11 protein-coding genes and 1 pseudogene are annotated in these 14,369 nt (G+C 57.6%); 7 read left to right on the top strand and 5 right to left on the bottom strand.

Annotation, left to right across the window (positions count from 1 at the left end):
* Nucleotides 1-704 precede the first annotated feature (704 nt).
* Nucleotides 705-1,394: an OmpW/AlkL family protein gene (locus tag DPM33_RS35275; RefSeq protein WP_112102185.1), complete on the top strand. Its 690-nt coding sequence runs from the start codon at nt 705-707 to the stop codon at nt 1,392-1,394.
* Nucleotides 1,395-2,175: 781 nt separating this feature from the next.
* Here DPM33_RS35275 and DPM33_RS37310 read toward each other — a convergent pair.
* Both DPM33_RS37310 and DPM33_RS37305 read right to left on the bottom strand, forming a co-directional pair.
* A complete protein-coding gene (locus DPM33_RS37310) occupies nt 2,176-2,439 on the bottom strand; it encodes a hypothetical protein (protein WP_112102183.1) in 264 nt (87 codons plus the stop codon).
* A gap of 791 nt (nt 2,440-3,230) precedes the next feature.
* Nucleotides 3,231-3,500, bottom strand: coding sequence for an iron-sulfur cluster assembly scaffold protein (locus DPM33_RS37305; protein WP_245442682.1), 270 nt, complete (start codon nt 3,498-3,500; stop codon nt 3,231-3,233).
* Between the two features lie 454 nt (nt 3,501-3,954).
* On the opposite strand from DPM33_RS37305, the gene ectB reads away from it, so the two are divergent.
* The 3 genes from ectB (at nt 3,955) to DPM33_RS35245 (ending at nt 7,252) form a co-directional block, all read left to right on the top strand.
* Nucleotides 3,955-5,214, top strand: a complete 1,260-nt coding sequence (gene ectB, locus DPM33_RS35255) for a diaminobutyrate--2-oxoglutarate transaminase (RefSeq protein WP_112102179.1) — start codon at nt 3,955-3,957, stop codon at nt 5,212-5,214.
* On the top strand, nt 5,204-6,046 hold the full coding sequence (locus DPM33_RS35250; protein WP_112102177.1) for a 2OG-Fe(II)-dependent halogenase WelO5 family protein: 843 nt from the start codon (nt 5,204-5,206) through the stop codon (nt 6,044-6,046). The genes ectB and DPM33_RS35250 overlap by 11 nt, the downstream gene beginning before the upstream one ends.
* A gap of 420 nt (nt 6,047-6,466) precedes the next feature.
* The gene (locus DPM33_RS35245; RefSeq protein ID WP_245442680.1) at nt 6,467-7,252 is read left to right on the top strand and encodes a LuxR family transcriptional regulator; all 786 of its coding nucleotides are present in this window, start codon (nt 6,467-6,469) and stop codon (nt 7,250-7,252) included.
* Between the two features lie 316 nt (nt 7,253-7,568).
* Here the strand turns inward: DPM33_RS35245 and DPM33_RS37880 are convergent, their stop codons facing one another.
* On the bottom strand, nt 7,569-7,997 hold the full coding sequence (locus tag DPM33_RS37880) for a transposase (protein ID WP_167449326.1): 429 nt from the start codon (nt 7,995-7,997) through the stop codon (nt 7,569-7,571).
* An 844-nt stretch (nt 7,998-8,841) separates the two neighbouring features.
* Here DPM33_RS37880 and DPM33_RS35235 point away from each other — a divergent pair.
* Nucleotides 8,842-9,771: a 2-oxoglutarate and iron-dependent oxygenase domain-containing protein gene (locus tag DPM33_RS35235; protein ID WP_112102172.1), complete on the top strand. Its 930-nt coding sequence runs from the start codon at nt 8,842-8,844 to the stop codon at nt 9,769-9,771.
* A 180-nt stretch (nt 9,772-9,951) separates the two neighbouring features.
* A complete protein-coding gene (locus tag DPM33_RS35230; RefSeq protein ID WP_112102170.1) occupies nt 9,952-10,371 on the top strand; it encodes a DUF2267 domain-containing protein in 420 nt (139 codons plus the stop codon).
* 198 nt (nt 10,372-10,569) lie between these two features.
* On the opposite strand, the gene DPM33_RS35225 is transcribed toward DPM33_RS35230, so the two are convergent.
* Nucleotides 10,570-12,246: a GMC family oxidoreductase gene (locus tag DPM33_RS35225; protein WP_112102168.1), complete on the bottom strand. Its 1,677-nt coding sequence runs from the start codon at nt 12,244-12,246 to the stop codon at nt 10,570-10,572.
* A gap of 489 nt (nt 12,247-12,735) precedes the next feature.
* Here DPM33_RS35225 and DPM33_RS35220 point away from each other — a divergent pair.
* Nucleotides 12,736-13,610: pseudogene (locus tag DPM33_RS35220) on the top strand (IS3 family transposase); the annotation flags it as partial.
* Nucleotides 13,611-13,650: 40 nt separating this feature from the next.
* On the opposite strand, the gene DPM33_RS35215 reads toward DPM33_RS35220, so the two are convergent.
* On the bottom strand, nt 13,651-14,369 hold a 719-nt coding region (locus DPM33_RS35215; RefSeq protein WP_112102166.1), incomplete at its 5' end, for an IS30 family transposase.

The raw sequence follows: 14,369 nt of genomic DNA, 5'->3' as shown, positions 1-14,369 counted from the left end.
GAGAGCTATCGGAAGCGAGCCGCCGTCGCCCGCGGCGCCGGTATGCAAAACGTCAACGATCAACCAGAAGACCCGCCCAACCGGTCATCGTAATTGCCGGTGCCGACAACTACTCGCCGCAGATCCGCGGCCGCCTCCCGCCCGTCACGCTGACCCAGCGACAATTACAACTCCGATAATTGTCGCTGGCCAGTTGCCAGACAACCGACCCGGTGATACCCAAATCACACCACTCGGCGCTGCCTCCCACCGGCCATCATAATCGCCGCCGACCGGTCTCCCTAATCGCCGCGCTACAAATGATAGAGATTGCGATCACCTCACGCCCGACTGACAGGCCAAACACTCTCATATGAGACATTGAAGTTGTGGTTGGAAGAGCCCGCCACCCATGACCGGCGTCGCGACCACCTCATGAGGAATTGTCTCGTTCATCCTCTGCCAATGGGCTGGGAATAACTCTCGCCTGCTCTCGGTGTTAGTCAGTTTGTGGAAAACACGACAATATCAACTCGAAACATGACAGTCTCTGTTCCGAGGCACGAGTGTGTCGGAAGCGAATCTTGCGATTCCCCAACGTTCTTCTCATTGGCACGACAACTGCAGTGCTCACCGCAGAACGTCTGTACCCGCGAGTGATGAAAAATCATCCCGCGCGCACAAACGACAGAGTCTACTGCTATCGGATACCAGGAGAGAACATGATGACAAAAGTGCGGATGGGCGTGGCGCAGGGTGCGATAGCATTCACCGTCCTCATAGGGCTAGGTCAGCAGGCTTTGGCGGCAGACCCCGCGCAACGTTATATCGCACAGGAGCAGGGGACCGTGGAGGCGTCGAGCCCTTGGCAGATTCGCGTGCGCGCGTTGGGAGTGAAAACCAACGATTCAGGATTCGTCGGTGGAATTGCCGGTTCCAACCTCTCCTATTCAGACACCGTGACGCCGGAATTCGACATCTCTTATTTCTTCACCGAAAACATCGCTACCGAACTCATACTCGCCACTACCTACGCCAACGTCGATGGCAGCGGAGCAATCGGTGCGCTGGGGAATATCGGCAAGGTATGGATACTGCCACCCACGCTCACGCTACAGTATCATATCACCGACTTCGGCGCCTTCCGACCCTATGTCGGCGCCGGCCTGAACTACACCGTCTTTTACAATCAAAGTGTCGGCAGCGCCGATGCTCTCCGTGTGAAGAACACGTTTGGTGCCGCGCTGCAGGTCGGCTTCGACTACATGCTGGATCGGCACTGGGGGGTCAATGTCGATGTCAAGAAGCTTTTCCTGGAGCCAGATTTTACCGTCAAAGTGGCCGGCACCGATCTGAAAGGCAAGGCCAAGCTAGACCCCTGGTTGATTGGTGCAGGCGTCACTTACCGCTTTTAAAGGGTCCACGTGTCAAACTTCACTGATTTCAGATCAGACGCGGGCGAAAATGTCGGCTAAAGACTTGGCAGACCAGACATCCCCTTGAACCAGATTGCTTTGCTTAAGCCTCCACTACGGGCCGCTATGTCAGCCCGGTGCTGGCTCGGCCGACCTATTCGACGACTTGCCGACGTGCTTGTGGTCCTCGGAAGCAGGCCGGTACGCGCCCACCAGGAGGCAGCGACCGGAAAAGTGGACTCGAACGAAGCTTTGGGCGTTCCCCTCAAAGGGATGGCCACTCCTGCCGATTCTTGGGCAGGTTGGATAAGTGGAAGGCATCGTCGGTGAGCACGGTTCGGATTAGGGGACGGCTTGGGCCAATTCGTCGAGGAAAACTCTGGCGGTGACTGGTTCGCCTTCTGGATCAGACGAGGAAAGGGAACTTTGAGGTCCGCTCCACTGCCATGTGGGTAGAGATTACCCTCCGCTGTTCGGGCCTTGGCCATGTCGATGTTGAATAGCCGGTCGGGTAGCGCTTGAACGGCCTTTTGGGTGGTTTGTCGCAGGCAATTTCGGGCCTTCGGCTCTTCCCGAGGTGCTGAAAGATAGTGTCCACGAGCGGGGCTTCATGGTCACGATTGCGACGGATGGATTGGCTCGCCAAGAGTCTACGATGGCGCGCGCCTACCGGCGCAAGTCATACACCCTTGAAGAGAAGCAGCGGCTGGTGGCCGAGAGCTCTGAGCCTGGGGCGTCGGTGTCGCGGGCGGCGGTGGCACAACATCTACGAACTTGTTGTTCACGTGACGCCGGCACATGCGCCGGCCGGCGTGGGCGCGTTTCGCCGCTGGAGTTGATCCCGGTCGAGTTCATCAGCGCTCTGCCAGCTGCTGCACCAAACGCGGCGGTGATTACACTCGCTACGGTTCCCGCAACCGAAACCCCAGCTATATCTATGCTCGCGATCTCCGCTATAGCAGGTGTGGCTTCCATTGGCTTCACCAGCGCCTCGCTGCCCAGACAATCGGCCAGCGCCCAAGGTCTGCGCCTTCTCGCGTCGCATGAGGGGTGTGTGAATGACGAAACCGCCTCCATTCCAAGGATGAGGATAACTTTCATCGCTTTGGCCGCGTCATCTCGACAATCCGGGTAGCTGAAACGATCCTCTCGGATACGCTGATCGCGAGGTATTCGCGCCCATCCGGTAAGCTATTGCGGCCACAAAGCCGAGAAACAGAAGGTTGCGGCTATGCACGAAGGTATTTGTTAGACGTTCGCGTTCAGTGCGATTTCGACGCCGCGCGTGAGCGTGGTATCACTGATTTGGCCGAGCACGGCCATATCAATCATCTGGTCCTCCCCTCGCCGCCTACGCCAGGCCGGAGGGTCTGTTCGAATGCACCCGAGCAGGCAAGCCCGCACATCAAGCTCGGTCCGATGCTGCTGCCAGAGTCCAAGCCGATTGTCTCGACGCGCTCGAAGTCTAGCGCCCAGGCCAGGCAGGTTGTCGATACCAGACCGCCGAAGTGGACGAGTGCGGTTACCGGATCTCGTTGCATCGTGCCAATAGGTGGAAAATGTCCCATGCGCGAGGTTGCGGGAAGCGTCTCTGATTCCGCGAAGCCTATCACCACAAGAAACGCTGCTATCACGTCGTTCATGGCGATGACGCCTGGACGAGGACGGGGCGTGAGAAATCCTGTGTCTCTTCGAAAGCATGCCTAAAGCACGGAAGAACTCGCTCATCAGCCGCAAGCTGCGCTCCAGGATGAAGCGGACGAGCGATGAGTATGTCGTGTGCGGTGGCAGGGCAGCGAGAAAATTCGCCATGTCCTGATCGGTGATCTGAAGGGCTTAATGGATGGTCTTGCCGACGATTAATTCGGTAAATACCGGGGATGCGGTTATGGCCCCGCCGCGGCCGAAGGTCTGGAATGTTGCGGCGGTCATCGTCAGCGTCTTGCAATCGAAACCCATCGTCAATTTAGGCCCATCGCCACTGGCCACGGCGCCGACCTCGCCGGCCGCGTTTGGGGCGTCCAAAACGCCGACATCGTTCGGGTTGACGAAATAGACCTTGAGGTGACCAATGCGCCGCCCAGGGAACAGCGCAATCACGGCCACGACTAGAAGCCGCGGTCAGTTCCAGTTCTGGCGCGAATCGCGGTCTGGCTCGTCCGCGTTCCAAGACAAAACTGAAGCGAGCACCAGTCTCGCCGTCACATCGGAGGAGAGGCATTGCTATCTGTCACAGCCACTCGTCGGATCCCGTCACGGCCGACGTACGAAAATACCAGAGCATCGTGGTTGCACTCCTGCCGGAAAAACCGGTGGATTGTGCCGGTCGCCCCCGCCAACAACGCCGCCGATCGCGCTGCCGCAAAAGCGAGTACTGACTGTCACGCCTATCGACATCAAAGCGCTGCAACAGTTTCGTCAAACAAAATTACAGAGTCTTCGCGAATGCAAGTCGCTGAAAATGATACGTTCGCCTTAAGCTACGATTGGCTGACAATGGTTTGGAATGCGTGACATAGAACCTGCAGCGTCGATCGCAAGCCTACAGAGAGGCCCTTTAATGGACATCAACATTTTCGAAGCTTACGAGTCTAACGTTCGTCGCTATGGAAGATCGTTTCCGACAGTATTCACTAGGTCTCTGGGAGCGAAAATCTGGGACGAGGCCGGAAAATCTTTTATTGATTTCATTGTTGGGTCTGGTGCGCTCAACTACGGTCATAACAATCCACGTATTATAGAACCTGCAATTAAATACCTTGTAGATAAAAATATCGTATTGTCGCTTGATATGTATACAGCCGCAAAGCGTGGTTTCATCGAAGTGTTTGTCGAGTCGATCCTGAAGCCCCGTGGCCTTTCTTACAAGATTCAATTTCCTGGGCCAACCGGGACAAACGCTAACGAAGCAGCGTTGGCGCTGGCGCGAAAATATACGGGCCGCTCGAGTGTCATGGCCTTTACAAATTCGTACCATGGCATGTCGCTCGGCTCCTTAGCGGTGTCGGGTTCAGCGTCAACCAGACAGCTTGGCGGCGTTGCTCGCCACGATGTGATCCGTGTCCCTTACGAGAACTATCCCAACCAAACTTTCGATTCCGCGAGTTACATTGATCACGTATTGGGCGACCCGGGCGGCGGGATAGAAAAGCCGGCCGCAATCATCCTGGAGCCCATCCAGGCAGAAGGCGGCATGAACACCGCATCCGCACCTTGGCTCTCAGAAATTCAGCGCATTTGCCGTAAGCACGACGTTGTTTTCATCGTGGATGACATTCAGGCAGGTTCGGGACGAACGGGCGATTTCTTCTCGTTCGAGTTCGCGAAAATCGAGCCCGACATCGTGACCCTTTCGAAATCGCTAAGCGGGTCAGGTAGTCCGTTATCCATAGTCCTGATTCGCCCCGACTTGGACATATGGAATCCGGGAGAACATAGCGGGACCTTTAGAGGCAATAATCTCGCCTTCGTGACTTCCGCGGCCATGTGCACAATGTGGTCCGACAGGGTCTTTACTACAGCCGTCGAGCGGACGGCCGTCAAACTTCAAGAACACCTTGATCGCCTCGTTGCGAAATTCCCGAAGTGCATCGAACAAAAGCGCGGCCGTGGTCTGATGGCCGGCCTCAAGTGCCGTTCCCAGGCCGATGTTGGCCGTGTGCACGATGTCGCGTTCGAAAACGGCCTGCTGATCGAATCCTCGGGGCCAAATCGCGACGTCATCAAAGTCCTTCCGCCGATAACCATCTCAGATGACGAACTCGATCACGGCATTGCCATCCTCGATCACGCACTACAGGAGAAAACCAATGGCGACTAACCAAGTAGCTCAAACGCCGGCCATCTCGCCTCTTACAATCAAAGAACGAACCGGCTCGATAAGCACTGCGGAGATCATCTCGATCCTGAAGGGTGAGATCACGGCATTGCATATCAGCCAAGCTTTCAGCACCGAAGTAGCCCAGGAGATCACCACGAACTTTGTTGGCAGCTCCGGTCTCAAGGAGCGCAAAGATGGCGTCCCCGGACAATATGTCGGCGCATCCCACTACAGGAAGGATGCAGCCACCTATTTCAAGGAGGCGGAAAATGCGAGGCCGCACGTTGACGCCCTTTTTGGCAATCTAGTTGACCCGGTCCGAGCCCTATTCGACGCGTTGAAGCGCGAGCTTCACAAACAGGGAGTTGAATTGCGGCTGGCCTGTTCAGAACATGGCAAGGCCAATGTTTGTCGCGGCCTCAGCTGGTCTGGCAGCGGCACGTATTCCTTGGACCCTCACGACGATGTCGCTCAAGTGTTACGTGCCGGGAACGATTACGAGCTCTCTTCGGTGGCGCACAATACCGTCGCCGCGCTCAACTTCTACCCCAGCATGTCCGAGGAAGGTGGCAATCTGCGGCTCTGGAGTCATAAGCCGACAGTCGCGGACCGAAAGTCGCAAGGTGTCGAGACCACGGGCTATCCCTACTTGGCAGCCTATCTCGCGGCCGTTCCATGTCGCGAGTTCCAGCTCAAGGCCGGGGATATCGCCCTGATCGATGGCGGTTTCGTTCATGGGGTTACGGGTCAATCAGGCAACGGAAGACGTCGTCTGGTGCTGAACAGCTTTTTCGGGTTTGCGCGGCCGGATCTTGTGCTCTGGTGGACCTGACGTGAATGTCGCAGCCACTGACCGATATCTTTGCGCTATTACATCGGCCGTCAACGGAGGGGTCCCCCAGTCGCAACTCTCGGCTGATCCAAAGACCGGCCGGGAACATCGGCTGGTGGTGGTCATCGACGATGGAACGACGCGCCTGGCCGTTGCCTGAAAGGCAACGGTTTAAAGGCGCCGACTACATCTCATCGCCGGGCTGCGCTGCCATGGCTCACCGCAGCTCTCGTCGTCGGCACCCGATGAACTGGCGCATCTTTGACGCCTACGTCGAAACGCAGCTCGCTCCGACGCTGGCAAAAGCCGGAATCTGTGGTGCGCCAAAGGGGCTACATCCAAACGAATGGCTACGGAGCAGAGCCTATGCAACACCGGCGAATGACTGCTGTCACTGAATTTCGAGAACTCTCACCTAGAGTGTCCGACCAGCTCTTTTTGAGCCCCAGGATGAATTTCCCTGGGGCTGCCAGGGGGGCGTTCGCGGTCGAACTTGGCCGTCTTCTCGACCGGACTTATGGTATCGGACAACCCAAGCAGTTGTTCGACCTGCTATCTGCTTTTGCCCTGAATTTTGATTGCCCGTGGGTCGCCTATGGTTCGCGAGACCAGAAAGGCTTAAAGCCGGTGCGAGGCGATCCGGCGGTCATGCTAAATTACCCTGATGGATGGCGGGAACACTATCTCGAAATGGGCTATGACAAGATAGACCCTACTATCAAGAGAGGTCGGAGACGAATAGAAGCCTTTCGTTGGAGCGAGGTGTACAACGACGAAAGCACGACTGAAGACGAGCGGCGCGTTTTGGACGAGGCTGCCGCCTTTGGCTTAAGGTCAGGCGTTAGCGTCCCATTGCACGGCCCCGACGGCAGCTTTGCGATCATGAACTTTGCTCAGGCTCGGGACGGTGAATTCCCAAATAGAACAATCACGTACTTGCAACTTGCGGCGTTACATTTTCATCTGAGGGTCGCGGAATTCGCTAATGCGGCAGGCATCGAAAGCACCTCTAACCTTTCCCCAAGAGAAAAAGAGTGCATATTATGGACGGCGAAAGGGAAATCGTCGTGGGAAATAGGAAAGATACTAGGGCTATCTATAAATACCGTTAATTTCCACATAAAAAACGTGATGAGAAAAATGGATGCTAATAGCAGAATAACCGCGGCCATAGAAGTGCTAAAGCGCGGGATGATAGAACTATAATTGATCTGGAAACGCAAAAATATTTTTATACCCAGTCATGGGGTGGTGTGTTGTGATAGAGGACGGCACTGTTACACTTGGGGATATCGTTGGCGACTTCATCAGCGAGACGCGGGAGAACCTTGTTGCCGGGCAATCCGAAGAGTTAGTCGAGCGCGTTGTTATTGCACCAGGCCATGACCTGCGACTAGCAATAGCTGGCCGTCGCCGCGGACCAGGGTTGGGTGGCCGGCCAGCGCGCGCGGATGCGCTGGACAAGCGGCGCAGATGGTCGCGAATCTCCTTGCCGGGCGGAGTCTTGCCGGCGGTCGCGGCGTCACAGATGTCGGTCGGCAGGAAGCAGCGCTCGTCGTAATGGGGCGTTGAAGGGCGAGAGCTGCTGATGGCTGTGAACGACATCAAGCGTGTCGGCGATGTCGAGCGTCGCGCTTTTGGACGGCGCGGCATAGCTCGACAGCCACAGATGGACCAGCACCCACCCGAGCCGGATGACGGTGCGCATGTTCTGGCGGTTCTCCAGGCGCGAGCAGGTCGGCTGCGAGCACAGATCAATTCCCTCTGTCGGGCAGCCGTCCACAGGCGAGCTTGAAGGCCGCGTCGGTGCGCAGCCAATCGAGATCGTTGGCATCTCATAGCCGCCCGGTCGCAAAGATGCGGGCGCGCAGAATTTCGGCCTGGCGTGCGTCACCCGCTGTGGATTTCGCGAATCCTGGATCGCAGTGGCCAGCCTGTCGGCCAGTTGCAAGCCCTCGCTCGGCCGCGGCCAAAAGCATGACGCCGCCATCCGAGGTGATGCGTCGGCCACAAACGCAGCTGTGATCTTCTTGCGCGTAACGTCTGGAATGAGAGCGGCAGCAAGGTATCGTCGGCCATGGCGGTGAGGCGATGCGAGAAGTGGTGGCAGGGCTGACTTACTCCAAATCGTTGCCGGGAGAGTCCAGCACGCTTCGCATGGGGTGGACGCGGAGGTTGCCATGTCTCCGACAGCGACTTGCTGACCGCCGCCTTGAGGCCTTCGGGGGGGGCACTATACAATCTGTTGTGAGGTGCAGATCCTGGGAAGGTACGACATCGAGCGAGTTCTGGCATTTTCGGTGAACCCTGCCAGGCTTTTGTCGATCATTACTAGGAAGAGCCCTTTACCGCCGCCTCTGAAATCGGACTGAAAAATGAGAAATGTTAAGAAGTGGTGGTCCGAGCTTAATGGCTTTGCAACAAATTCTTATCTTATATTGTATTGATATAGCCGGATATTCGGTAGATATATAGGTAAAGATGTCGAACACACCCATGTGCATTACGACAAATGGAGGAAGGCATCATGTACTTAACACAATGGAAGTACGCTTTACCGTGGATGGCCTGAAAGGAACCCCGCCGCAACCGACATGTCCAAATCAGCGTCGATCCTGATAGACAGGCCTGGAATACGTCGGGTGGACGCGTCTTTCGTGCAGCGACGTCCGGTCGGATTGGCTGTGCGAGCCGGTTTGCAGCGGCGTCGCTCTCCAAGGATGTGAGCACGTTGTGCCGGAACCTACTGAGTTTGCGACGAAGTTTACAGGCCAATGGACCAAGGATGAACAATTATGACCACACTACCACAAATATCACTGGAAAATCTGGCAACCGATAAAACGCGGGCCGAAGAGCGCAAGCGCTTACGCATGGCATGCGAGGATTACGGATTCTTCTACCTTGTCCAGCATGGCATCCCAAAGGAACAGATCGCGCGAGCCATCGAGGCCTCCCGACGGTTCTTCGCGTTGCCACAGTCGATGAAGCAACGCTTTGGTCACGCCGCTCAAGGGATCTATCCCACTATCGCCCGTGGATACAGTCCATTACACGGGGAAATCCTGCATCCCGACGCCGGCGGCGATCCGAAGGAAGTGTTCGATCTCGGAATCGACAACGAAGGCGACCGCCGTCCGTTTGGAGGGAGCACGCTGTTTCCGGATGAGGCCTTGGCCCCTGGTTTCGCGCGGAGCCTGCTTGCCCTGCAGGCAACCGTGCTCCGCGAAGTCGTCCCGCAGCTCGGAACCGCGCTTGCCGACGTGATCGGTATGGAGCAGGGCTGGTTCCAACAGTATTTCAGCCCGCCGACGCTCGAGCAGCGCGTAATTCGGTATCCAGCTCGCGGTGGCACGTGCGCCAAGCACACCGATGGTGGCTTTTTCACGCTGCTGCTGCAGGAGGAACTCCCCACCCGGTCCTTGCAGGTGTGGTTGCGCGGGCGCTGGATGCCAGTGCCAAGCTTGCCCGACAGTCTCGTAGTCAATTTGGGCGATATGCTTCAAGCTTTGAGCGACGACCGCTTCAAGAGTACGCCGCATCAGGTCGCGCACAATGGTCTGACCGACCGAATTTCGCTTCCCTTCTTTATCTATCCCGACGTCGACGCGCGCCTGGCTTCGCGGGAAGGGCGCCACGCGTTCAGCGTCGCGGAAATGATGCTGCGCAATTACGAGTCAGTCGAAACCGGGAATGGCGCCGGACGCGCGCGAGAGTTGCAGTAGTGTCTGGTGTTCTCGGGCGTCTGTAGACTGCATGGCGACGAGCCCGGGCACCTCGGTTGATACGCCGAAAGAACTCGCCCAAATTCTATCCTTGCGCGTCGCGCGTATAGCGCGGCGGCTGGCAAACGGAAGCCGTTATTCCGTGCTCCGCTAACAACCTTCAAGAACAGAAAAATACTCATGCTCGTGGGTCATGATCTCACCTATGCGTTGCAGGCGACCCAGAATTGGGTCAGCGATTTGGCGTGGAGACTTCGTTGGCATGATCGCGAGCGGGCTTTCCTAGCTTTGATTGCGACGCTGCACGCGCTGCGCGACTGCCTGGGTCGCGACGAGGCCGTGTACATGGGCGCGCAGCTGCCAGCCTTACTGCGCGGCTTTTACTACGAGAGTTGGCACCCCGGCCGCCGCGCCATAGCCAGAAACCGGAACTCGTTTCTCAATCGGATCCACGACGGCGTCCACCGCGACCCGGCAGTGGATCCGGAAGAGGTCGCCCGCTCGGTCCTAGGCCAATTGGCGGACCGTTTGTCTGCAGCAGAGATCGAAGAGGCTAAGGCTGCAACTCCCAGAGTTCTGCACGACCTTTGGCCAGACTGAGGCAGACGTCTGCCCGTGCTTGTCTAGGAAGCCGCCGCTAGGAACCTTCCCCGACCGGCAAAGCTCGATACGAAAAATCGAGCTGTCACAGGCTGGCCATCAATCCTATCAACACCCAGGTTAACCTCACCGCATTCAACCTACCGGAGACTGCGCGGCCGAATTGCGACACCAACCGCTACGGCACCCACGCCTCCATTAACGCACATTAAGCATCGCGTCTGAAATCTTCTCTGCAACCATAACTGTTGGGATATTCGTGTTTGCTTGAGGGCAGAATGGCATCACCGACGCATCGGCAACTCTCAGCCCCCCCACTCGGTGGACGCGACCGAACGAATCCGTAACACTAGTTGGGTCCATAACAGTTCCCATCCGGCAAGTTGAAGTCGGATGGAAATTTCCAAAGACATTCTGGCGTATAAATTGGTCAAGAAGCTCGTCGCTCTGGAGAAGTGTTGATATGATGTGACCATCGGCGATCGCAGACCTTATGAGGTTTCGACGCAACCACGGGGAATTATCCATAAGCGTGGCGACAATGGAGGTAAGCCCCAAATTGAGGCGACTGTACTTGCTGATCCGCTTTGCTCGCCCAGTCCAGGCAGAAGGAAACGGATCGAGCGCGACCGGTACCAGCGCTTTGTGCTCAAGCAGATGTGCTACAAACCGAAACGCCTCCTTCAGTCGCTCAGCATCGCGCTTGTCGCTCAACATATTGAAATTCACCTCCGGCTCGGTAGCATGTGAAGAATTCTTGAGCGAAACCGTTCCTGTTGAGTAGACCCGGTTGACCCAAAAAGCCAAGCTGCCAAGGCGCCTGCCGATCGGATGCCACGCAGACTTTGCGAGGGCTGAGATGGCCATATCTGTTGACGGGCAGCCCTCGTAGCCTGACGAGTAACGAGCATGCATCTGAATATAGCCGGTCGCGTTAGCCGCCATGCGATCGTCCGGGCTCAGATACGCTGAGATGGCGACCCCTGGGTGCTCTTGAAGATTTTTCCCGACGCCCTTTATGTCTGCGACTATTGGAATGCCGAGGTTTATTAGCTGCTCCGCTGGACCTATCCCGGATCGCATCAGTAAGGCAGGCGAATGAATGGCCCCGGCACACAGGATCACCGTTGACGCGCGATAGGAGGGCCGGCCATTCTTACTTTCGGTCTCCACGCCAGTTATTTGACGTGCTGAAGAGGTTAACCGTACGACCGTGGTCTCGGGCAGGATTGTCAGGTTGGGCCGAGCTCGGACGCTCTCCGACAAATAGGCCATTGCAGCTGAGACGCGACGACCGTTGCGGTTCGTCAATGGAACCACTGAGTGGCCATCGCCAAACCCGCTGTTAAAGTCTGGCCGGAACGGTATACCTCTGTCTTCAAAAGCCGTCGATACAGCGCGTATAAAGCCAGACCATTCTGCTTTACGCACGCGGCTAATCGGCAGTGGACCGTTGTTGCCATGAAATTCATTGTCAAAATCTAAATCGCATTCAAGTCGACGGAAATATGGGAGAACACCTGCCCAATCCCAGCCCGTCGCACCAATAGACGCCCACTCATCATAGTCCGAGGGGGCTCCCCGATTAGCCACCTGTGCATTAATACTAGAGCCCCCGCCCATGACCCGGGCTTGCTCATAGTGGGTGCGTCTGCTGACATCCTGCACTATGGTCGCGTTGAGTGAGGGCCACTGATAACGAGGATTGTAGTAAGCCCTCGTAGGGTTGCCATCGAGGATATCATCAGGGATGGCATCTGGGGAAAAGTCAGGGCCAGCCTCAATGAGCAGGACGCGACTTCCGTTGGCCGATAGCCTGTTCGCTATGACACATCCGGAGGAGCCCCCGCCGACGATTATATAGTCGAATAACAAATCCGGTCCCTCGCTTCCAGCTGTATGCCCCGACAAGGGTAGCAGGTGTGACTTGAGCAAATTGCCTTCCCGTAAGGCATGAATCCACACTGCATATCAGTAGTTGGCGAGCGGTCGAGAATCAGCAAGAATGAAAGGTTGATCGCGATCGGCCGACTTGTATCGCCGACACTCCAAGCCCCGTGTTAGACAGGCTCGCTGTCCGGAGCTCCGCCGTCGAGGCGCATGGCTGCAACTTCCGAACCCTGGATGGACCGGCTATGCAATCCAATGTGTATGCTCGTGTCACTAAGGCGAGCTCGCCTCGGAAGTCTACCGGTCCCCGGGACAGTCTCGCGAGACAAGCTTCCGTGCACGTGAGCAGTCATGGACAAGTCGCTGCGCGATGAGGACCCGCGGCCACGTCCTATGACCGTCACTGGGTGCGCTGGCCTGCTGCCGGTTTCGTGGACACCGAGATAAGGTGTTTGACGGAACTGGAGAGTGGGAATGCAAAGAAGGAAGTTCAGCCGCGAGTTCAAGCTTGAGGCGGTGAGATTGATCAAGGATCGGGGCGTTGCGGTGGCCCAGGCTGCCCGCGACCTCGATGTCCACGAGAACGTGCTGCGCAAATGGGTGCGCGATCTGTCGAGGGATCCGCAGCATGCGTTTCCCGGCCATGGGCAGATGAAGCCGGAGCAGCTCGAGATTGACCGGCTGCGCAAGGAAGTCGCTAAGCTGAAGGCGGAGCGCGACATCCTAAAAAAGGCCGCAGCCTACTTCGCGAGGGAAGTGACATGAGGTTCGCTTTCATCGCGAGGCACCGGAACATCTGGCCGGTGGCATGGCTGTGTGACGCGCTGGATGTCTCCCGCTCAGGCTTCCATGCCTGGCTTAATCGCAGTCCCAGCGCTCGCTCCCGGCACGACGAGGTTCTGGTGACGGCGATTGATCGCAGCTTCAAGAGCAGCGACCGAACCTATGGCGCCAGGCGCGTCTGGCATGACGTGTTGGCCGAGGGCCTGTCCTGTGGCCTGCATCGCGTCGAGAGGCTCATGCGTCAGAACGCTCTGCGGGCCCGGCCTCGGCGCCGCGGACTGCCGAAGGACATGGGCGAGCGCGCGGCAGTATCGGACAATCTCCTTGACCGCGCCTTCGAGGCATCGGCCCCGAACCAGAAGTGGATCGCCGACTTCACCTACATCTGGACCGCTGAAGGTTGGCTTTACGTTGCGGCCGTCGTCGACCTGTTCTCCAGGCGCGTCGTCGGCTGGGCGATGAAGGCGGAGATGACGGCGCAGCTCGTCACCGACGCGCTCATCATGGCGATCTGGCGCAGAGGTCGGCCCGACAGCCTGCTGCACCACAGCGACCAAGGCAGCCAAGGCGGATTCAAGCGGTCGTCGCAACACTGATTGTGTTCACTCACGACAGCAACTCGTCAAGCGCCTCCGCCGGCGTTTTCCAGCCAAGGGTTTTTCTCGGTCGGGCATTAAGGGCCGCGGCCACGGCGGCGATCTCGTCGGCGCTGTGGACGCTCAGGTCGGTGCCCTTCGGGAAGTACTGACGCAGCAGCCCATTGGTGTTCTCGTTGGTGCCGCGCTGCCAGGGGCTTTGCGGATCGCAGAAGTAGACTTGGACACCCACGTCGATCTTGAGACGATCGTGCTGAGCCATTTCGGCTCCCTGATCCCAGGTCAGCGAACGGCGCAGTTCTTCGGGCAAGGTGATGATGGTGCGCGTAATCGCGTCGCGCACGGCTTCGGCCCCATGTCCCGCGAGAGCAGGGCCATTCTTCATGCGCGGAGCTTCGCCATGCCCCGCAAGCCGGGGAAGATGCAGCAACATCGTGAAGCGTGTCGTACGCTCAACCAGCGTGCCGATCGCCGAGCTGCCAAGACCAAGGATGAGGTCTCCTTCCCAGTGACCCGGCACCGCGCGATCGGCCGCTTCGGCGGGGCGTTGACTGATCATGATCTCCGGCAAGACAAAGCTCTTACCTCGACTGCGTACGCGGGCCCTGGGGACCCGCAGCACGCGCCCCGTTCGCAAGCAGGCCGACAGTTCGCGGCGTAGCGCTCCCCGACCCTGAACGAAGAGAGCTTGATAGATGGCTTCGTGGCTGATGCGCATCGTCTTGTCGT

It is taken from the genome of Mesorhizobium hawassense (genome assembly GCF_003289945.1).
Lineage (GTDB): Bacteria > Pseudomonadota > Alphaproteobacteria > Rhizobiales > Rhizobiaceae > Mesorhizobium > Mesorhizobium hawassense.
Note: the sequence above shows the minus strand (reverse complement) of the source record. Positions and strands in the feature narration are given on the sequence as shown.